The following is a 20,559-nucleotide window of genomic DNA, read 5'->3' as shown; positions in this document are numbered from 1 at the left end:
TCTGACCTCTCCTCTGAGTTACGCACAGACAGCCTAGCTATTCTTAATGGATGAAGCTTGCGCAACGACTGAAACCGGCCATTGAGTGGGTACTACAGCTACGCCCCGTGCGTGTGTTTATGCACTACACCGACAAGCTAGGGCCGCTTCTTGCTTTCGGCCTCTCCTATCAGGCGATCTTTGCTGTCTTCGCCGCGATCTGGGTTGGCTTCGCGGTGGCGGGATTCATCGTGCAGGGCGATCCCGTGTTGCTCGATGCGGTCTACAACTTCATTTCCACGAACATCCCTGGCCTCATCGGTGACGGGAGCGGCAACGGCGCCATTAGCCGGGAAACCCTCGCCGACACCAGCATCCTGGGCATCACCGGTGTGATTGCTGCCTTTGGTTTGGCGTTTACCGCTCTGGGCTGGATCGCCTCCGGCCGCAGTGCCGTTCGTTCCATGTTTGGCCTCGAGAGTTCAGAGACGAACTTTCTTATTTTGAAGCTGAAGGATGTCGGGCTGGCGATTGGCTTCGGCCTTGCCGTTCTGCTGTCGGCTGCGATGTCTGTCGTGAGCTCTGCCGCCCTGAACTGGGTTCTCGGCCTCGTGTCGATCGATGAAGACTCCGATGTCGCGATCATTGCCACTCGCGGCGTCGCCCTTGTGATTGTGCTGATTCTCGACACCGCCACTCTCGCCGTGTTCTATCGCATAGTTTCCGGCATCAAGATCCCCTTCCGTGTGCTCGCTCAGGGAACGATCATTGCGGCCGTAGCGCTTGGTGCGCTGAAGTTTGGTGGTGGGTTCCTGCTGGAAGGTGCCACTCGCAACCCGCTGTTGGCATCCTTCGCCGTGATTATCGGTTTGCTGATCTGGTTCAACTTGATCTGCCAAATCATTCTCATCGGTTCGGCGTGGATTGCCGTCTCCGCCGATGACGCTGACCTCGACATCAGCGGCGAGAAGCGTGACGCCGAGGCGCCGCGGGCCGTGGCAGCGACGAAGGCCGCCGATGACGCGAAAGCGAACAAGGCCGTCAAAGCCGAGCACAAGGCACAGCGTCAGGCCAGTCGCACACCGCAGGCAACTCCCGAAGAGCAGAGCGAACTCGACAAGGCCAACGAAGTGAAGTTCAAGCGCACCTTCAAACGGATGATGAAGCGCAACAGCAAGAGGTAGCTGACGGTCACCACAGGGTCAGTGGCGCTCGGTAGTCTTGAGGCATGGCAACACGTCTTCGCATCGCATCCGTCAACGTCAATGGTGTTCGCGCCGCTTACCGCAAGGGCATGGGCGATTGGCTGGATGCTCGGGAGATCGACATTCTGGCGCTGCAAGAGGTTCGCGCCGCCGACGCCGACATCGAAGGGCTGCTCGGCGATGGCTGGAACATTCTGCACGACGCTGCGACAGCTAAGGGCCGCGCGGGAGTCGCGCTGGCCTCACGCAAGGGTTCGGCGGCATCCGCCCCTCTTGCTCATCGCGTTGCACTGGGCGCCGACGATTTCGATAGCGCCGGGCGTTGGCTCGAAGCCGACTTTGACGTCAACGGCACGACCGTCACCGTCGTCAGCACCTACGTTCACTCGGGCGTTGTTGATACCCCGAAGCAAGTAGAGAAGTACAAGTTCTTAGAGGCCATGCTCGTGCGCCTGCCCGAGCTTGCCGCCCACAGCAACCACGCCCTTATCGTCGGCGACCTCAACGTCGGTCACCGCGAACTCGACATCAAGAACTGGCGCGGCAACCGCAAAAAGGCCGGCTTCCTGCTCGAAGAGCGCGCCTACTTCGACCGCTTCTTCGGCGCGTCCGGCGAGACCATCGAATGCGTTGATGGCACGACCGCGCCCGGCCTCGGTTGGGTGGATGTCGGCCGCCAGTTCGCCGGTGAAGTTGACGGCCCGTACACCTGGTGGTCGCAGCGCGGTCAAGCTTTCGACACCGACACTGGTTGGCGTATCGACTACCACGTCGCCACCCCCGCGCTTGCAGCCACCGTTGCGGATTACCGCATCGACAAGGCCGGCGCCTGGGATGAGCGTTGGAGCGACCACGCTCCCGTCGTTGTTGACTATTCGATCTGAAAGAATTAGCCCATGAGCACCACACCTCGCCTGTTTTCAGGCATGCAGCCGTCTGCCGATTCGCTCCACGTAGGCAACTACATAGGCGCGCTCCTGCAGTGGCGCGAGATGCAGCAGAACTACGACGCTGTCTTCTGCGTTGTTGACATGCACGCCATCACCGTTCCGCAAGAGCCCGAGCTGCTGCGCGCTCAGACCCGTCGCACCGCCGCGCAGTACATTGCCGGCGGTATCGACCCCGAGCACTCGGTGCTCTTCGTTCAGTCGCAGGTTCCGGCGCATGCCCAGCTTGCTTGGGTGCTGAATACCATCACCGGTTTTGGTGAGGCTTCGCGCATGACGCAGTTCAAAGACAAGTCAGCTAAGCAGGGGTCGGATGCCGCCTCCGTTGGCCTCTTCACCTACCCGGTGCTGATGGCCGCCGACATCCTGCTCTACGACACCGCCATTGTGCCAGTGGGCGAAGATCAGCGTCAGCACATCGAGCTCACCCGTGACCTTGCCACCCGCTTCAACTCGCGATTCGGCGACACCTTTGTGATGCCCGAACCGCAGATCCAGAAGGCCACGGCCAAGATTTACGACCTGCAAAACCCCGAGTCGAAGATGAGCAAGTCAGCGACGACGGATGCTGGCGTGCTGTGGTTGCTCGACGAGCCCACCAAGACGGCCAAGAAGATCAAATCGGCGGTGACGGATGCTGACCGCGAGATTCGTTTCGACCGCGGGGCAAAGCCGGGCGTCTCGAATCTGCTCACTTTGCACTCCACGTTTAGTGGAACATCCATCGCCGACCTCGAAGCGCAGTTCGAAGGCAAGGGTTATGGCGATCTCAAGAAAGAGGTTGCCGAGGTTGTGGTGTCGGAGTTCGCGCCCGTGCGCGAGCGCACGCTTGAACTGCTTGCCGACCCGGCCGAGCTTGACCGCATGCTCAGCAAAAATGCAGAACGTGCCAACGAGATGGCCCAAAAGACGCTTGACCGCGTCTACGACCGAATCGGCTTCCTGCCGCGGGTGCGCTAATGCAAACTTTTACTCTCACGAGCGAACGTCTCACTCTCGACGCCCTCACCGGTGACGATGCTGAGCTGATGACCGCGTACTGCCAAGACCCGATCTTTGAGCACACGCTCACTATCCCCTGGCCGTACGTGAAGTCGGATGCCGAATTCTTCATCAACAACCTGGTGGCACAGTGGTGGGAAGATGACGACGAATACACCTGGGCGATCCGCGAAACGGGCAAGTCGGAATTGCTCGGCGTCATCAGCTTTCGCCTCTACAACGACACCATCGGCTACTGGATGGGCGAACCCCACCGCGGCAAAGGCTTCATGAAAGAAGCCGTCGCGGAGGTCTGCCGCTGGGTCTTCTCTACTGGTCGCCCCGAAGTGCGGTGGGAAGCCCTCGTCGGCAACAAAGCCTCCGCCGCCATTGCGAAGAGCCTCGGCTTCATCTACACCGGCATCGAGCCCGCCTCGAGCGAATATCGCGGCGGCACGCATCCGCCATCGTGGTGGGCAACGCTCACCGCACCGGACGAGAACCCCACGTATGAGGTCGAATCCGGCCAGCCGTGGCCGGTCTAGCGCTGGCTTCGGTCGCTTTATGAGCATCACCGTCGCCCTCTTTGACCTTGACGACACCCTGTTTGCCCACCGGGCATCCGTCGATCTCGGCATTCGTAACCACCGTCGCTCACTCGGCGCTGCGTTCGCTGCGGGGCCGACCAGCGACGGCAGCACCGTGTGGCCCGACGACGCGGCTGAGAGTGTGCGCTGGACCGCGCTCGAAGAACACCACTACCACCGCTACCTCGGCGGCGAACTGACCTTCGAAGGGCAACGGCAAGCTCGCGCCCGCGGCTTCGTCGAGCCCTACGGCGTGACCCTCACCGATGCCGAGTCCAGCGTCTGGTTCGATACTTACTTCGAGGCCTACCGTGTCGCGTGGCATCTGCACGACGACGCCCTCGCCTGCCTCGACGCGCTGGAGGGCCGCTCCCCCGCCACCCGCCTTGGCATCATCACCAACGGCGAACTCGACTTTCAAACCCGCAAGGTTGAGACCGTGGGGCTCACCCACCGCGTCGAACACCTCGTCGCCAGCGGCGAATTCGGACACACCAAACCCGACCCGCGAATCTTTCACCACACCTGCGAACTCTTCGGCGTCGAACCCACCAACGCCGTCTACATCGGCGACCGACTAGCGACGGATGCGCTGGGAGCCGCGAACGCCGGCCTCACGGGAGTGTGGCTCGACCGCGAGCGCAGCGCAACCATCGACCAACTCGACGAAGCTCGGGCGGCCGGCATCAGCGTCATCCACTCGCTTGATGAATTGGCCGGGCTGCTCGACTAGAGCATCTTCATAGCTCCGTAACAAACTGAGAGGTTGGGGCGGGAATAGTCTGCGGCGAAACGCGTTGAGTAGACTAAGCAAAGCAAAACGTGCTCCGGGGCTCGGTGAGAATCCGAACCGGCGGTTATAGTCCGCGACCCGCGCCGAAGTGACAACTTCGAAACGGTTGACCTGGTGAAACTCCGGGACCGACGGTAATGAAGTCGCACGACTTCTCAGTCCGGATAAGAGGAAGCACGAGCTGAACCATCTAGCGTGCCCATATTCTGGGCGAACTCGATAGTTCAGTGGGTTTTTGGAACCCATTTTCCCGGAGCGCGTCCCATGAGACGAGAGCCCGGATGACCACACCAGAACAGCAGGCACAGCTGGAGAAGCTGATGCGCCATGCGCTGTCGTTGGCGAGCCACGGGCCCATCACCGGCGGCAACCCTCAAGTGGGTTGCGTGCTCGTGGATGCCACCGGCGAGATTGTTGCCGAAGGTTGGCACCATGGCGCTGGCACTCCGCACGCTGAAGTAGATGCTCTCGCCAAGCTTGGTTCCGGCGAACTTGGCACCGGCGAACTGGGCGGCAACGCTACGGGAATGGGCGCGGATGGGATTGCCGCGGGCCTCACCGCCGTCGTCACCCTCGAGCCCTGCAACCACCACGGCCGCACCGGCCCCTGCGCTCAAGCCCTGCTCGATGCTGGCGTGAGCCGCGTTGTGTACGCGGTGCCTGATCCCGGGCCGAACTCCGGCGGCGGCGCCGAACGCCTTCGCGCCGGTGGCGTCGAAGTGATCGCCGGCATCGCTCAGGCCGAGGCCGAAGAGTTTTTGCACTCGTGGCTGACCGCAGCTCGACTGCAGCGTCCCCACGTCACGGTGAAGTGGGCATCCACGCTCGACGGTCGCGCCGCGGCCGCCGATGGCACGAGCCAGTGGATCACCGGCACCGCCGCCCGCCAGCACGTGCACGAGCAGCGAGCGCGCGCCGATGCGATCGTCGTGGGCACGGGCACAGTGCTCGCCGATGACCCGAGCCTGACCGCGCGGGGCGACGCCGGCGAACTGCTTGAGTCGCAACCGCAGCCGGTGGTGCTCGGTCGGCGCGAGATTCCGGCGGATGCGCAACTGCGCCAGCACCCCGAAAAACTGCGTCAAATTGACGGCAGCGACCTCAACGCCGCACTGAGCGAACTGTTTAAGGCGGGCATCCGTCGCGTCTTCGTTGAAGGTGGACCGACTATCGCGAGCGCCTTTATCGCTGCCGGGCTTGCGGATGAACTGCTCATCTACCTGGCTCCGAAACTGTTGGGCGGCCCCAAGGTCGCGCTCGGCGAGCTCGGGGTATCGACCATGGCTGAGGCGAAAGACCTCAGCATCACTGAACTTCGCCCACTGGGCAACGACGTGCTGATTGTCGCCCGTCCGGCGGCCAGCACGAACGCAGCCGCCCAACCGGCACCACAGCACACGGCAGCAGAGCCAACGGTCGCCCCGGCGACAGAGACGGACGCGTAACCATGTTTACCGGAATCATTGAAGAGCTCGGCGACGTCGTCGAACTGGCCGCGACCGATGATGGCGCTCGCCTCACGGTTCGCGCTCCGAATGCGGTGTCGGATGCCGGCCACGGTGACTCGATTAGCGTCAGTGGCGTGTGCCTCACCGTCGTCGATCAGGGCGCCGATTGGTTCACGGCTGACGTCATGGGCGTCACCCTCGACATGAGCACGCTTGGCTCGCTCGCTGCCGGCGCCCGCGTGAATATCGAACGCGCCATGCAGGTCGGCGATCGCCTCGGCGGCCATATCGTGCAGGGTCACATCGACGGCACGAGCACGGTACTGAGCGTCACCGATGAGGGCAGCTGGAGCATCCTGCGCTTCAGCCTCACCGAAGAGCTGGCCCCGCTCGTCGCCCGCAAGGGTTCGATCGCGGTGCACGGCGTCTCGCTCACGGTGAGCACTGTGGGCCGCGACTGGTTTGAGGTCTCGCTGATTCCCGAGACCCTCACCGCAACAACGTTGGGAGCGCTCGCTGTGGGCGACTCCGTCAATATCGAAACCGACATTCTGGCACGCCATGTGGCCCGGATGGCCGAGTTCACCGACGCACCTTCGCGTCACGAAAGGACCGAGTCATGAGTCTCGCCACAATCCCCGATGCCATCGAGGCGATCCGCGCCGGGCGCCCCGTCATCGTTGCTGACGATGAGGGCCGCGAGAACGAGGGCGATGTCATCATTTCCGCCGAGCTTGCTAGCCAAGAGTGGATCGCGTGGATGGTTCGCCACTCCTCTGGCTTCATCTGCGCCCCGATGACCAACGAGATCGCCGACGCTTTGGCACTTCCGCCGATGGTTGCCGTGAACGAAGACCCTCGCGGCACGGCCTACACCGTGTCGGTGGATGCCGCTGCGCGTCTCAGCACCGGCATCAGCGCCTCTGACCGCGCCCACACTCTGCGCGTGCTGGCTGATCCGCTCTCGATGCCGTCGAGCCTGCACCGCCCCGGCCACATCATGCCGTTGCGTGCTGTCGATGGTGGCGTTCGCGAGCGCGATGGTCACACCGAAGCATCCGTCGATCTGATGAAGCTCGCGGGCCTTCGACCGGTCGCGGCAATCTCTGAAATCGTGCTCGACTCCGGCGAGATGATGCGACTGCCCGAACTGATCGAGTTTGGCGCCCGTGAAAATGTGCTCGTCATCACTATCTTGGACCTCATGCGTTGGCTCGAAGAGAACCGCTGCGACACCATTCCGGCCCCGATCGAGCCCATCCCTGAGATGAGTCGGGTGAACTTCGAGGTCGAAACCACGATCCCGACCGCTCACGGCTCGTTCACGGTTCGTGCCTACCGCGACAACTCGACCGGTGCCGATCACGTCGCTTTCATCGCGCCGGGAACCCTCGATCACACGGGCGACGGCCCCACGCTGGTGCGCGTGCACTCGGAGTGCCTCACAGGTGAAGCCTTCGGTTCGCTCAAGTGCGAGTGCGGCCCTCAGCTCGATGCTGCGCTGGAGACCATCCAGCGTGACGGCGGCGCTGTGATTTACCTGCGCGGCCACGAAGGGCGCGGCATTGGGCTCATCAACAAACTGCGCGCCTACCGCCTGCAAGAAGATGGGCTCGACACCCTCGACGCGAACCTGGCCCTCGGCCTGCCTGCTGACTCCCGCGACTATGGGGCCGCTGTCGGCATCCTCAAGGATCTCGGCATTTCGACGGTCAGCCTGCTCAGCAACAACCCCGAGAAGAAGCGTCAACTTGAAGAGCGCGGCGTGATTGTCGGCGATCTCGTGCCGCTCGTTGTTGGCGTTGGCGCCAGCAACGAGGGTTACCTCGAAACCAAGCGTGACCGCATGGGTCACCAACTCCCCTCTACCGCCGTGCTTGATGAAGCACGACTTACCGCGAAAGGCCTCTGATGAGTGGCGCAGGATCCCCCGAAATTGTTACCGATGCAACCGGCCTCAAGGTCACGATCATCGCCGGTCAATGGCATGAAGTCATCACCAACGGGCTGCTCGCCGGCGCGCACCGCGCCCTCGCCGCAGCGAATGCTGAGGTGACCGAGGTGCGGGTTCCCGGCAGCTTCGAGTTGCCCGTCGCGAGCAAAGCAGCCTTGGATGCTGGGGCGGATGCCGTTGTTGCTCTCGGCGTCATCATCCGTGGCGGAACACCCCACTTTGAATACGTCTCGGATGCTGCCACCAGCGGCCTCACGCAGGTCTCGATCTTGACCGGCAAACCGGTGGGCTTTGGCGTTCTCACGCTCGACGACGAACAGCAGGGCCTCGATCGTGCCGGGCTAGAAGGCTCAAAAGAGGACAAGGGCGAAGAAGCCGCCAACGCGGCCATTGCGACCGCGGTGTTGTTGCGTCAGCTGCGCGGGGAATAACTTCTGAACGGATGGCTAGGGTGAAACTTTTTCAGCAACCCTAGCCAGCCAGCGGAAACCCCTCCTAGGCTGGAGGCATGCGAAACTCACAGCGAATGACGCACTCTGCTCGATCCCTCGGGGCGCTAGTGATTCTCGGCCTCGCGCTTGCGGTCTCCGGATGCACGCCCGGAAGCCCCACGGACGCAGATTCCACCGCAACGCCGACGCCCTCCGCCGTCACCTCAAGCGAGCCGATCGAAAGCACGGACCCCGGCAGCGAAGTTGCCTTTCAGATGCACGACAAGTACACGAAGTACGAAGACGGCCCCGGCGTAGTCATCATCGTTGGCCAAGCGGTAACGGGAGTGTTTCGCCCGGGTGATGGACTAGAGCTACTGGGTGGCGGCCCCGATACCGGCACCGTGATTCTCGAAATAAGGCAGGGCGCGCCTAGCGTGGCCGTCGACTCCCTTCCTGCAGGCGAATTCGGCGAATTCCTCGTTACCGGCTCCCTCGACGACTTCGACTTCATCGAGGAGTTCGTGAGGCCGACGGAGTAGTTCGGGTGGCGGCCCCTCGGCGTCTCCCCCGCCCCTCACGCTTGCTACCCACTGAATTTGATGAAAGCTTTAGTACTCGAGAGCGAGGCAGACCGGGCGCACCTCCCGGATGTCTAGTTCTGCGGCATCCAACTAAGGGGATTTTTTGAAGAAGAGTGAGGCGTGGGGAATTTGTGGAATCGTAACCGGCGCGGTGTTCGTATTGGTCGCCGGCGTCCTCACGATTCAAGCGTCGGGACTTGCGGCCGGCGCGCAGTATGACCTCAACAATTCTCTTGCTTCGATCATTACTCCACGCGTTCCGTACCTCATGATGGGTGCCCTCGCGGTGCTGAGTGCCGCGGTTGTCTTTGCCCTTACCGTGGCCATGCGAAACCGTTCCGCTGTCTCGCGGATGGCATTCACGAGCGGTTTTAGCGCCGCGACACTGCTCCTCATCATTGCGTCTTTCGCCTTCGCTGCCACCGGCATGACGCCGGAAACCCCCATGATTGGCGTAGCGCCGGGATGGCAAGGCTGGCTGAATCGGGGAGGGAGCAGCTCCGCCGTTCATCTAGTACTTCTTCTGTCAGTTGGCTTGCTATGGCTGCACTCAAAAAGCCCCAAGCCCACACATCGTGACGCAACAGCGTCAATGCCGAGGCCCATTAACATCCCGCTGAGAAGTGCAGCCTGGGGCATCTACGGGATGTTGCTCGGAGTGGTGTTCGTCTTCGTCATCGGCATGCTGAGCGCTCAGGTTGTAGCCCGAAAGCTGGGCGGAATTCTCGATCTCAACAACATGGTGACGGCAGTTTCCTCAGCCACCGTGCCATTCCTGCCGATGATTGCGATCGCTGTGCTGAGCACCATTGTGACGTTCTTACTGACCGTGGCGGCGAAAAACAGGCTCAGACGATTCCGGGTGGCATTAGTGGTGGGGTTCAGCTCCGCGACAATCCTGCTGCTTTCTGCTTCGTTCCTACTTGGTCCGTTGAGGGGACCGAAGGTTGGCGCGTCGATAGGGATCGAACCAGGGTGGGTCGGCTGGTTGGCTGAGGGCAGCATTAATTCCGCTGTGCCCGTGGTCTTGCTTATCGCGGTTGGATCGCTGTGGTGGTACTCGAACTCCGCGAAGACCACTCCCAACCACTAGCCGCTTCACAGGTCTAAGTCTGACCCGCACGTCCTCCGAAAGCGTCGCAACCGGGGATGACCCGGAAGCCAGACGCTAGGATCGACGCATGAAGGATCGCTCGTGACCGAACCAGTACAGCCGCCTCCTCGCCGCTTTCCGCGCCGCGTCTACGGCGTCGGCACTGAGCCGGATGCCCGCTTCAGCCTGGCAAACGAGCGCACGTTCTTGGCGTGGATTCGCACCGCCCTCGCGCTTATCGCTGCGGGTGTCGCGCTGGAGGCATTCGTATTGCCGATCGCTCCCGGGTTCCGGCTCGGGGCATCCGTGCTGCTGATTCTGTTGGGCGTACTCGCCCCGATGCAGGCGTGGTTCGGCTGGATGAAGGCCGAGCAGTCGCTGCGACTCGGACGCCCACTGCCCTCCCCTAACCTCGCTGGCCCCATCGGCGGCGGCGTTGTCGTGGCCGGGCTGCTGCTCGCGATCGGTATCCTCCTCCAGTGACGCGCGCCTTCGACCGCCCCTTCGATGCCGGCCTGCAAGCGGAACGCACCGCCCTCGCCTGGCAACGCACCGTGCTGTCGTTTGCCATTGCCGCACTCGTCTCCGCGCGCCTCCTGCTCAACACCGTCAGCATCGGCAGCTACGCCGTTGCCGCTCTCGGCCTCATCATGACCGCTGTGCTGTTCTGGGTCGGCCACCGCAGATACCGCGCCGTGCATACAACGTTGGTTCAAGCATCCACCGACCGCGTTCGCCTCACGAGTGCTGCGCCGCTGTTCTTGTGGGCGCTTGCCGTATTTGTGCTCGCCGTCGTCGGTGCGGTCTTCGCCGCGCTCGGTATAGTCGCCACGCTGCGGTCGTGATGAGAGCTTCGGAGGACTCCGAATGAGCAGGAACTCACTTCGCATCGAGAACGGAGTTCTCACCGTCTCCCCGCGAGGCCTCGACCGCGTCTGGTGCTTCAGAAAAAGCATCGTCGTCGAACTAGCGGACATCAGTGATGCCGGGATCGAACGTCACGCCAGCAGAATCCCAACCGGATGGCGTGGCCCCGGTCTCGATTTCGGCGGCAGGCTGTGCGGAACTTTCCACACCGCCGGCGAGCGACACTTCTGGAACTACTCGGGTTCGGGAGACGTGCTTCGGATCACGATCGCGGGAAACCAGCACTTTCAGCAGTTGCACCTTTCGGTCGACGATGCGGCGAGCTCGCTGAAGATGCTTCGAAACGCCATCGCCTCCTGACTGCTCTGGCGCGCTGCTGCACAGCCGATCGGCACCCGTCGCCGCTTGCGTGCCTTCACCACCCAACGGCGTAGCAACATCCGCACAGATACACCGGATGTTGTACGCAGCGCCCAGACAGAAGGCTTAGTGTTTTAGAGGCTGATTGCTGATGCCGATGTCGCTGAACACTCGCGGCACCTCCGCCCTACATTTTTGGGACAACGAGAAACTTCATGAGCTCGACTTCACACACCTCTGCACCTCGCCGCGGACGTTCTGGATCACGCGACAATCCCGACGACGGCCCCCGCGCCAAGTTCAGCGAACTGTTCCCGTACCTGCTGGAGCACCGCAAGGTTCTGATCTTCGTGATCATCCTCAGCATCCTCGGCGCCGGCGCTTCGCTTGCCCAACCACTGCTCGTCAGCCAGGTCATCACGAGCGTCGAGGCTGACGAATCGCTCGGCACTCTCGTGTGGCTGCTCATCGGCCTCGTCGTCATCTCCGGCCTCATCAGCGGCTACCAGCACTACCTCCTCCAGCGCACCGGCGAGGGCGTCGTGCTCTCGAGCCGTCGTCGTCTGGTGAGCCGGATGCTCAACCTCCCCATCTCAGAATTTGACCGTCGCCGCACCGGTGACCTCGTCTCCCGTGTCGGCAGCGACACGACTCTGCTGCGCGCGGTGCTGACACAGGGACTCGTCGAAGCCATCGGTGGCTCGATCACCTTCATCGGCGCGCTCATCGCGATGCTCATCATCGACCCCGTGCTGCTCGGCCTCACCGTGCTCGTGATCGCCATCGCCGTGGTCACCGTCACGACGCTCTCGAAGCGCATCCGTGTCGCCAGCCAGCGCGCTCAGCGCAAGGTCGGCGACCTGGCCGCAGCCGTGGAGCGCGCGATCTCCGCCGTGCGCACGCTGCGAGCATCCAACGCCACCGAACGTGAAATCGAGGCCGTGAACGAAGACGCTCTCGGCGCCTGGAAGATGGGCATCAGCGTCGCCAAAATCTCGGCACTCGTTGTTCCGATTGCCGGAATTGCCCTGCAGGTCTCATTCCTCGTCGTGCTCGGCGTGGGCGGCTACCGCGTGGCCAGCGGCGCCATTGAGATCGCCGACCTCGTCGCGTTCATCCTGTTCCTGTTCCTCATGATCATGCCGCTTGGGCAAGCCTTCGGCGCCGTCACCGCGGTCAACCAGGCGCTCGGTGCGCTCGGCCGCATCCAAGAAATCATCAAACTGCCCAGCGAGCTCGAATCTGACGCTGACGTGGTTGCTGTCGCCAGCATCGAATCGGATGCCGCCATCACGTTCGACAACGTCGAATTCTCGTACCCCCGCGACTCGGTACTCGTGCAAGCCGAAACGGAACTGGCCTCACTCAAGCACGGAGGCACCGAAGCTGCCGCCGACGAGATCGACCTCACGGTTCTGCGCGGAGTCAGCTTCGCCGTGAAGCGCGGCGAACGCACCGCTATCGTCGGCCCCTCGGGCGCCGGCAAGAGCACCATCCTCGCCCTCGTCGAGCGCTTCTATGATCCAACGGGCGGTGTTGTGCGTCTCGGTGGCGACGACCTCCGCGCCCTCAACCGTGAAGAGTTGCGCGCGCAAATTGGCTACGTCGAACAAGATGCGCCCGTGCTCGCCGGCACCATCCGCCAAAACCTTCTCATCGGTGCGCCCAACGCGACCGACGAAGAATGCGTCAACGTCATCGCTGCGGTGAACCTCACCGGTGTGCTCGACCGCAACCCTGCTGGTTTGGATGCCGCTGTCGGCGAAGACGGAGTGATGCTTTCCGGTGGTGAGCGTCAGCGTCTCGCTATCGCCCGCACCTTGCTCGCGGCTCCCCCGATTCTGCTTCTCGACGAATCGACCTCCAGCTTGGACGGCCTCAACGAGCAAATGCTCCGCGAAGCCATCGACGCTGTCGCCGAGAACCGCACCCTCATCGTGATCGCGCACCGCCTCTCGACAGTCGTCGACTCGGATCAGATCGTCGTGCTCGACAAGGGCAAGGTTGTGGGCGTCGGAACGCACTCCGAGCTCGTCAAGTCGACCCCGCTCTACAAGGACCTCGCTAAGCACCAGTTGCTCGTCTAGCGGCTCGCGGGTGCGCTGCTTCGGCTGTGCGCCCGCCCGCTAGCGCGCGGCCCGCTCAGCTGTGGAGGCACGCGGGTGCTGCTGCTGCGCTGCTGTTGCGGCGCTGCTGTTGCGGCGCTACTGCAGCGGCTACTCGACCGCGAGCGCGAACATCGCGACCGCGGCGGTCGCCGCAACGTTGAGCGAGTCGATGCCGTGACGCATCGGAATCTGCACGATCGTATCGGCGGCATCGATGGCCTCGCGAGTGAGGCCGTGGCCCTCGGTGCCCAGCACGAGCGCGACCTTCTCGGGAGCATCCGCCGCATAGTCACGCAGCGACACCGCACCGTCCTCGAGGGCTAGCGCCGCGATCTGAAAGCCGGATGCCGTGAGCAGCGCACGGGTATCTGTCCAGTTGCCGATACGGGTCCACGGCACCTGCAGCACGGTCCCCATCGAGACGCGGATCGCGCGCCGGTAGAACGGGTCGGAGCACTGCTCGGTGACGAGTACGGCATCCGCCCCGATGCCGGCGACCGAGCGGAAGATCGCGCCGACGTTGGTGGGATCAACGACGTTTTCGAGAATGACGATGCGGCGAGCATCCGCCAGCAAAGCTTCGGGCGTCGGCAGCGGCGGGCGGTGCATCGACGCGATGACGCCGCGGTGCAGCACGTAGCCGGTCAGCTCGGCGAGCAGCGAGCCGTCGCCAGTGAAAATGGGAACGTCGTCGCCCACGAGCTCGACGATCTCGTCAACCGAGGTGCCGAGCGCAAGCACCGAGCGCACCCGGTGACCCGAGCGCAACGCGCGCTGCAACACGAGGGTGGACTCGGCAAGGTAGAGACCGTGTTCGGTGCCCTGTGCTTTGCGCAGCGCCACATCGGTCTGATGCGAGTAGTCAGCGAGCCGCGGATCGCTGAGCTCGGTGACGGGGATCACGGGCACACTAAAGCTCCCGACTCACTCGAATGAGAATCACGGTTCGCCCATCGGCACGCTGCCCGCTCGCGGCCTCGAAGCCGGGGCCAGTGACCGACTCGACACCTTGGTAGAGCAGGAGGTTATCGAGCCCAAGCGCATCCGCTTCGGCTGCCCACGACAGCGTCGGTGCGACCCGGTAATCGCCGGACCGCAGCGGGTCGGTAGCACCCTCCGGCAAGACGACAGTGGCGTAGAGCAACCCGTAAGAGCCTTCAACGGTGGCATATTGCACGCTCTCGACCTCGGCTTCTGCCGGAAGGTCGATCTGGGAGAACTCGGCGATCTGGTCAAGAGACACATCGCTGCAGGTGCCATCAGAGGCATCGCACAGCGTTGCGGTCGTGGGCCAGATGGCGGTAAACAGTGCGGCACCACCAGCCACGGCGATCCCGAGGACGAGTCCCAGCCCCACAAGCAACGCCAGCAACCGCCAGCCCAAACCTTTGCTGGGCGGGAGAACTTCAGACTCGGCGATGAAGCCGGGAAGCTGAAGCTCTTCGGGAGAATCCGTCATTCGCGCATCACGCTTCGTGAGAGACGAGCGTGATGCCCGTCTCTGCCATCGTGGCCAGAGCGGCCGTGCTCGACTCGGGGGCGACACCAGCGACTAGCCCGGTCAGCACCGATACCTCGCGGCCGCTACCCGCGGCATCCAGAGCAGAAGCAAGAACGCAGTAGTCGGTTGCGAGCCCGGCGACGTCAATAGTGTCTACGCCAAGGCGCTGCAGCAACGCCGGCAGCGTTTCATCATCGTCAGTCGTGCCCTCAAAGATCGAGTACGCCGGAACTCCCTGTCCCTTGCGCACGTGCACGTTCACGAGCGAAGTATCGAGGGCGGAGTGGTACTCCGCACCGGGGGTGCCCGCCACGCAGTGAACCGGCCACGTGTCGACGAAGTTGGGTTCGGCATCCGTCGCAAAGTGGCCACCGTTGCTGTTGTCAGCATCGTGCCAATCGCGGGAGGCGATCACGACGTCGTAGCGATCAGGATTGGCCCGCAGATAGTCGGTGATTCCGGCCGCCACAGCGGCACCGCCGTCGACGCCTAATGCGCCACCCTCGGTGAAATCGTTCTGGACATCAATGATGAAGAGTGCAGCAACCACGCTGCCAGTCTAAGTCGCGCAGGCCGCACCTGGCCGCGCAGAGCGCCCTAGTAGTTGGAGAGATTGCTTCCGCAGGTATAGACGCCGGCAACGAGGTTGTCGAGCGCGGTGCGTGCGTCGGTGGAGATGCCCTCGCCGATCGAGTAGAACGCGAAAGCCAGCTGAGTGCCGTCCTCGGCAAATAGCACGCCACCGAGGGAGTGCTCTTGGTTGGTCCACCCCGACTTAGCAGCCACGTGACCGGATGCCGCAGCGGCATCACCCTCAAAACGGTTGTAGAGGTCACCGCTTTCGCCTCCGACCGGAAGCATCGATAGCGCAGTCGCGATTGCGCCACTGCCCGATGTCCCTGCCGCCATGAACTGCGCGACAAACAGCGGCGGGACTTGGTTCTTGGGGCTCAAACCGGAGCCATCAGTGATGGTGATGCTTCCGGCATCATCGAGTCCGGCATCCGACAGCACGCTTTGGATGGCCTGGTTCAGAGTGCTTGCAGCGCCGCTGAGACCCTGCTGCTTAGAGACGAGGCGGGCAAGCGACTCAGCCAAGGAGTCATCGCCACTGATCAGCATCTGCTCGACGAGCACACTGATGGGCTGCGACTTTACTTCAGCCAGCACGGTGGAACCGACCGCGGCGCCGTTCGAGAACGTGACGGCGGGCAAACCGGCGGCTTGAGCGAATGCTTGGCCAGCAGACTGCACGGGATCGGTGCCGCGCGGGCTGATCGCAATAGTGGGGTCAGCGCGATCCCCATTCACCATGAGCGCGGTGACATACGAGTGGTACCCGCCGGTGCGTTCACGCTCGGGCCAATTGGAATCCCAGGCATCACTCGTGTTCCACAGCGTGGAGTCCAGCACGATCTCGGTGATCGGAACACCGGGATGAAGCTCTTCGTACCGTGTCATTGCCTGCGAGGCGAGATCTGAAATCTGGGGAGCGTCACGATAGTACGACGCATTGGTCGTCGCGAGGGTCGGGTCACCACCACCCACCAGCACGATCACGCCAGCTGATGAACCGTCGACAACTTTGGTACTGATACGGGTGTCAGCGCCAAGAGCCTGAAGCGCTGCAGCCGCCGTCATCGCCGTCACGATGTGCGCGGGGCTGGCCGCTTTGTCGGCAGAACGGCCCCACAGCACGTCGCCCGTAGCGGCATCCGTCACTACGCCGACAAGCGAGGGGAAGGTCGCGACCGTAGCAAGTGGGTCAACAGAACACGTGCGCACCGCGATCGCCCCGGGGGTAACATCCGGTTGGCTCCGCTGCTCTGCAGTGACTTCGTCTGGGGTGACATCAACTGCCGAGTTAGCGGAGCCAACCGAAATTCCGGCGAATACTGCTACTACTGCGAGTAGTACGAATACAACCGCCGCAACCGTCACCGTGGATGCGGTGGGGTGCTGAGTTATAAACGCGCGTATTCCTCCCGGCGCTTTTGGCTCACTACTGGCTGAATCAGTCACCCGGTTATAGTACCCGGATGTTCCAACCCAGCGCTTCGAGTGGGCCTAGCAGTACGTCCATCGTGCTGCAGCGCGGGTAAAGCTATAGGGCTCATCGATTCCGCCATGGGTCATGGCAAAGGCGATGCAGGCACCACCGGTGCTGACACCGGGGCGGTAAAGCGATGCGCGGTGAGAATATGATTCCCACCACTTGGATGCGACAGTGGCGCCGCTGTTTCCCGAACCGCCAGCAAGGTTTCCATCGCAACCACGAGCGGCAACACCGTCGGAGCGCGTGGTGCCGTTGTGGCCCCAGCCGTCGAGCGGGTTCGAGCTTGGCGATTCTGCCATCCAGAAGAGGCGCTCTTCCATGCAGGAGTCGTAGCGGAAGTTCGACAGCGCGATGGGCTGCAAGCAGTTAGCAACGCGGATCGAATTGTAGGCATAGGCGAAGGATGCAAGGTCGCCCGAAGTCGTGCCGGCGACACCCTGTGATGAGCTACGGCTTGGCGCGCCAGAGACGCCGCCACCAACATTGCCCGGGCAGGACTGGCCTGCGGAAGCGTACGCTGCACGGATCTGCTCAACGGATGCGGTCCCCGTCGATGCGACAACGATCGGCTTCGGCTTCGGCACGGCCTTCTGAGCGAGGTGCTCGGAGTCAGTGGTCAGCGACTTAGCTTCAGCCTTGATTGCTGCAGCCAGTGACTCTTCGGTGACGCGTTCGATACTGGCAATCGCGACGACATCGACCGACTCTTCGAGCGGCGCTGTGGCGGTAGATGCAAACAGCGGCGACCGTGCGGCGGCGCTAGCGGTTGCACTGTCAGTAAGACCAGGTCCGCCTCCCCCGACGAACGGTACTACTCCAACAATTACGACGGTAACTAAGGCCGTTAAGAACGGAACTCTCCCCATGAAAAATCGCCCCCCAGACGAATAGATAGGATGCAGACCCCTCTGCTTCCTGCTGCCAAAGCTAGGCGCGAACGCAGCGTTCCACAAGGGAAAAACCCCGGAAACATGGGGAAATACCCGTTAATGGGGGGTCTGGGTGACGGGTCTATCCTCTGTTTGGGGGACACCCTCGTGGCCCGAGACTGCCACTATCGGCGCTGGGGACAATGGGTGCCTTATTTGTGTTTACGTGCCGCTTCTGCGCGTCGCAGATCACGTTCGGCATCGGCCACTGCCGCCTCGTCTGGCGTCGGCGCAGTTCCGCCGAGGTGCCGCGGCTGCCACCACTGACCTGTGCCGTCGAGGGGGTAGGCCTTCTGTGCCGTTTCGAGCAGCCCCTCCATTGTTCTCTTGAGCCGCGCGGTTGCCGTAGTCGCGTCATCCGTCGTCGCAACCATCATCGGGTCCCCGACGACCATCACGATCGGGATGCCCACGCGTTCACGCAACGTGATCTTGCGGTTCTTCGTCATGAGGCGCTGCCCACCCCACAGCGCGATGGGGATCACAGGAACCCCTGCCTCTGCCGCCAAACGCACAGCACCAGTTTTGAAATCGCGGATGGTGAAGGATGCACTCACTCCGGCTTCGGGAAACACCCCAATGAGTTCCCCGGTGCGCAGCGCTGTAACCGCGGAGGCGTAGGCGTTAGCGCCAGCCTTCATATCGACGGGGATGTGCTTCATGTTCCGCATGAACGAACCGACCACGCGTTTTTCGAACACGCTCTTCTTCGCCATGAATCGAATGCGACGGTGATTGTGCAGCCATAACGCCCACTCGACGAGCGCGAATTCGAGGTAACCGAAGTGGGTCATCGCGAATACGGCCCCACCCTCGGCGGGCAAATTCTGCGATCCGATGACGGTGCGCCGCACGCGAAGCGCGCCGAACATGGCGCGGCCAGCGCCGATGGCTGCTGTGTAGATGGGTTCGTTGCGGTACTTCATACCCCCAGCTTAAGACTCCGGTATGAGAGTTTGCCGCCACCACAACGCACAACGAGGGCCAGATTTCTCTGACCCTCGTGAGTGAACGGAGCCGCCTGTCAGAATCGAACTGACGACCTTCTCATTACGAGTGAGATGCTCTACCAACTGAGCTAAGGCGGCCGGCCACATTTTCATGAGGCACAGCAAGATAGCTTAGCCGAAGTTTTCGGGCCCGAAAGCCCACAACGCCAACTGGCCGTTATGCGTCACAATTTGGATCGTCGTTAGGCACGACGCCGTTGATGAAATAGGCGTCGACAGCCCCGTCGATGCAGCCGACACCACCGTTGTAGGCAGTGTGTCCTTCACCGTTGTAGGTGATGAGTTGGGCGCTCTGCAGCTGCTCACTGAGGGCAACTCCCCACTCGTAGGGCGTCGCCGGGTCGCCCGTGGTGGAGATGATCAGTACGGGCGGTGCCCCTTCACCGGTCAGCTCGGTGATCTCGGGCCCGATGTATTTGTACGGCCAGTTCAGGCAGGTCAGATCCCCCGTTGGTGGAAACTCGCGGTACGTCGTTGGCGAGGCCTCGCGCATGAGTTCCTGCTGCTTCACGAGCACCGCCGGGTCAGTCTCCACGGGGTAATCAACGCAGTAGATCGCGATGAACGCTTCGAGTGAGTTGTCGGTGTAGCTGCCGTCAATGTCGCGGCTGTAATAGAAGTCGGCAAGGAAGAAAGCGGTATCCGTTTCGCCCCGTGCCGCCTCCGAAAAAAGATCGTTCAGGAACGGCCAGGAATCCTGAGAGTAAAGAGCTGTACTCATGGCGATATCGAGCACTCCGGCATCCATCATGCGTCCATCAGGGGCAGCAATCGGATTCGCGTCATAGCGGTCGTAGAGTTCGCGGATCGTCGCTAAGGCAGCATCCACTCCGCCGGTGAACGCGCAGTCATCGAATGACGTCGGGCAGGCCGCCAAATAGTTTTCGAGCGCGCGCTGAAAACCGGTCGTCTGAACGCGCCCGACCTCGAACACCGAAATCGACGAATCGGTGGCGCCGTCAAGCACAATGCGGCCGACATTCTGGGGGAAATTCTCGATGTAATACGAACCAATATCGCTGCCATACGAGTAACCCAAGTACTGCAGCTTCTCGTCGCCCACAATCGCGCGCAACATATCGAGGTCGTGCACTGTGCTCTGAGTGTCAATGAATTGGAGGATCTCGCCCGTGTTCTCGAGGCACGCCTGGCCGAAATCGATGGCCGCTTGCTCGCTCTCGGCAAGCCACTCGTCACTGCCAACCGCTGAATCCGGAATACCGAAAATGAAGTCATCGAGACCCGCGTCGTCGAGGCACGTCACGGGAGTCGAACGGCCAACCCCGCGAGGGTCCCAGCCGATCACATCGTAGTTCTCGCGCAGGTTCGCACTCACCGCAAAATCGACATCGTCGTGGATGAGATCAAAACCTGATGCGCCCGGCCCACCCGGGTTCACGAACAGCGAGCCCATGCTTTGCCCGGTCGCCTGATGGCGGGCCATGGCGATCTCGATATCAGTTTCCGGAGAAGGGTTTGCCCAATCCATCGGAGCAATTGCCGTCGCACACTGAGCGCCGTTATCGCAATCAACCCACGTGAGAACCTGCTCGTAGTAGGGAGCGAGTTCCTCCGACACGGTCTCCCCCGTCGGCTCCGACGTCTGCGGGAAAAGCCCCGAGAAAAGGTTCGCGCACCCGCTCAGAACGAGGGTGAGTGCGAGAGCCGGCACCACAAGGGCAAACCTGCGAGCGCGAGAGGCTGGGGCGGCGGCGATGAAGTTCAC

22 protein-coding genes, 1 tRNA gene and 1 riboswitch are annotated in these 20,559 nt (G+C 62.5%); of the genes, 15 read left to right on the top strand and 8 right to left on the bottom strand.

The annotated features are described in order from the left end of the window. Positions 1-50: 50 nt before the first annotated feature. The 15 genes from ACWFSR_RS02710 to ACWFSR_RS02640 all read left to right on the top strand — a co-directional run bounded on the left by ACWFSR_RS02710 (position 51) and on the right by ACWFSR_RS02640 (position 13,316). Positions 51-1,163: a YihY/virulence factor BrkB family protein gene (locus tag ACWFSR_RS02710; protein WP_197107805.1), complete on the top strand. Its 1,113-nt coding sequence runs from the start codon at positions 51-53 to the stop codon at positions 1,161-1,163. 44 nt (positions 1,164-1,207) lie between these two features. Next, a complete protein-coding gene (locus ACWFSR_RS02705; protein ID WP_197107814.1) occupies positions 1,208-2,068 on the top strand; it encodes an exodeoxyribonuclease III in 861 nt (286 codons plus the stop codon). 12 nt (positions 2,069-2,080) lie between these two features. Then, positions 2,081-3,091: a tryptophan--tRNA ligase gene (gene trpS, locus ACWFSR_RS02700; protein ID WP_447523012.1), complete on the top strand. Its 1,011-nt coding sequence runs from the start codon at positions 2,081-2,083 to the stop codon at positions 3,089-3,091. Next, positions 3,091-3,657, top strand: coding sequence for a GNAT family N-acetyltransferase (locus ACWFSR_RS02695; RefSeq protein ID WP_447523011.1), 567 nt, complete (start codon positions 3,091-3,093; stop codon positions 3,655-3,657). Before trpS ends, ACWFSR_RS02695 begins: the two co-directional genes overlap by 1 nt. Before the next feature lie 19 nt (positions 3,658-3,676). Continuing rightward, positions 3,677-4,432 carry an HAD family hydrolase gene (locus ACWFSR_RS02690; RefSeq protein ID WP_447523010.1) on the top strand — a complete coding sequence of 252 codons (756 nt, stop codon included), beginning with the start codon at positions 3,677-3,679 and terminating at the stop codon, positions 4,430-4,432. A gap of 86 nt (positions 4,433-4,518) precedes the next feature. Continuing rightward, positions 4,519-4,673: riboswitch (FMN riboswitch) on the top strand. A gap of 100 nt (positions 4,674-4,773) precedes the next feature. Beyond that, on the top strand, positions 4,774-5,937 hold the full coding sequence (ribD, locus tag ACWFSR_RS02685) for a bifunctional diaminohydroxyphosphoribosylaminopyrimidine deaminase/5-amino-6-(5-phosphoribosylamino)uracil reductase RibD (protein WP_447523009.1): 1,164 nt from the start codon (positions 4,774-4,776) through the stop codon (positions 5,935-5,937). 2 nt (positions 5,938-5,939) lie between these two features. Next, entirely contained in the window at positions 5,940-6,563 is a 624-nt protein-coding gene (locus ACWFSR_RS02680; protein ID WP_447523008.1) for a riboflavin synthase, read from the top strand. After that, entirely contained in the window at positions 6,560-7,852 is a 1,293-nt protein-coding gene (gene ribB, locus ACWFSR_RS02675; protein ID WP_447523007.1) for a 3,4-dihydroxy-2-butanone-4-phosphate synthase, read from the top strand. Before ACWFSR_RS02680 ends, ribB begins: the two co-directional genes overlap by 4 nt. After that, a complete protein-coding gene (gene ribH / locus ACWFSR_RS02670; RefSeq protein ID WP_009774036.1) occupies positions 7,852-8,325 on the top strand; it encodes a 6,7-dimethyl-8-ribityllumazine synthase in 474 nt (157 codons plus the stop codon). Before ribB ends, ribH begins: the two co-directional genes overlap by 1 nt. 77 nt (positions 8,326-8,402) lie before the next feature. After that, complete coding sequence (locus ACWFSR_RS02665) at positions 8,403-8,867, top strand: hypothetical protein (protein ID WP_447523006.1); 465 nt, start codon at positions 8,403-8,405, stop codon at positions 8,865-8,867. A gap of 145 nt (positions 8,868-9,012) precedes the next feature. After that, positions 9,013-10,002, top strand: a complete 990-nt coding sequence (locus ACWFSR_RS02660) for a hypothetical protein (protein WP_447523005.1) — start codon at positions 9,013-9,015, stop codon at positions 10,000-10,002. A gap of 102 nt (positions 10,003-10,104) precedes the next feature. Continuing rightward, positions 10,105-10,485 (top strand): YidH family protein, encoded by a 381-nt coding sequence (locus ACWFSR_RS02655; protein ID WP_197107834.1) that lies wholly within the window; start codon positions 10,105-10,107, stop codon positions 10,483-10,485. Next, a complete protein-coding gene (locus tag ACWFSR_RS02650) occupies positions 10,482-10,847 on the top strand; it encodes a DUF202 domain-containing protein (protein ID WP_447523004.1) in 366 nt (121 codons plus the stop codon). Before ACWFSR_RS02655 ends, ACWFSR_RS02650 begins: the two co-directional genes overlap by 4 nt. Positions 10,848-10,869: 22 nt before the next feature. Further along, positions 10,870-11,229 (top strand): hypothetical protein, encoded by a 360-nt coding sequence (locus tag ACWFSR_RS02645; protein ID WP_447523003.1) that lies wholly within the window; start codon positions 10,870-10,872, stop codon positions 11,227-11,229. A gap of 215 nt (positions 11,230-11,444) precedes the next feature. Next, complete coding sequence (locus ACWFSR_RS02640) at positions 11,445-13,316, top strand: ABC transporter ATP-binding protein (protein WP_447523002.1); 1,872 nt, start codon at positions 11,445-11,447, stop codon at positions 13,314-13,316. Between the two features lie 129 nt (positions 13,317-13,445). On the opposite strand, the gene ACWFSR_RS02635 is transcribed toward ACWFSR_RS02640, so the two are convergent. The 8 genes from ACWFSR_RS02635 to ACWFSR_RS02600 all read right to left on the bottom strand — a co-directional run bounded on the left by ACWFSR_RS02635 (position 13,446) and on the right by ACWFSR_RS02600 (position 20,559). Further along, positions 13,446-14,246 carry a TrmH family RNA methyltransferase gene (locus tag ACWFSR_RS02635; protein WP_197107847.1) on the bottom strand — a complete coding sequence of 267 codons (801 nt, stop codon included), beginning with the start codon at positions 14,244-14,246 and terminating at the stop codon, positions 13,446-13,448. Between the two features lies 1 nt (position 14,247). Then, the gene (locus ACWFSR_RS02630) at positions 14,248-14,796 is read right to left on the bottom strand and encodes a hypothetical protein (RefSeq protein ID WP_447523001.1); all 549 of its coding nucleotides are present in this window, start codon (positions 14,794-14,796) and stop codon (positions 14,248-14,250) included. 7 nt (positions 14,797-14,803) lie between these two features. After that, complete coding sequence (locus ACWFSR_RS02625; protein WP_197107850.1) at positions 14,804-15,388, bottom strand: isochorismatase family protein; 585 nt, start codon at positions 15,386-15,388, stop codon at positions 14,804-14,806. Positions 15,389-15,435: 47 nt separating this feature from the next. After that, positions 15,436-16,860 (bottom strand): D-alanyl-D-alanine carboxypeptidase, encoded by a 1,425-nt coding sequence (locus ACWFSR_RS02620; RefSeq protein ID WP_447523000.1) that lies wholly within the window; start codon positions 16,858-16,860, stop codon positions 15,436-15,438. A 45-nt stretch (positions 16,861-16,905) separates the two neighbouring features. Then, positions 16,906-17,760, bottom strand: a complete 855-nt coding sequence (locus tag ACWFSR_RS02615) for a hypothetical protein (protein WP_447522999.1) — start codon at positions 17,758-17,760, stop codon at positions 16,906-16,908. A 215-nt stretch (positions 17,761-17,975) separates the two neighbouring features. Then, positions 17,976-18,749, bottom strand: a complete 774-nt coding sequence (locus tag ACWFSR_RS02610) for a lysophospholipid acyltransferase family protein (RefSeq protein ID WP_447522998.1) — start codon at positions 18,747-18,749, stop codon at positions 17,976-17,978. An 89-nt stretch (positions 18,750-18,838) separates the two neighbouring features. Next, positions 18,839-18,911, bottom strand: a tRNA-Thr gene (locus ACWFSR_RS02605). A 79-nt stretch (positions 18,912-18,990) separates the two neighbouring features. Next, positions 18,991-20,559, bottom strand: a complete 1,569-nt coding sequence (locus ACWFSR_RS02600; RefSeq protein ID WP_447522997.1) for an alpha/beta hydrolase — start codon at positions 20,557-20,559, stop codon at positions 18,991-18,993.

This window comes from Salinibacterium sp. NYA9b, from assembly GCF_976973725.1.
Note: the sequence above shows the minus strand (reverse complement) of the source record. Positions and strands in the feature narration are given on the sequence as shown.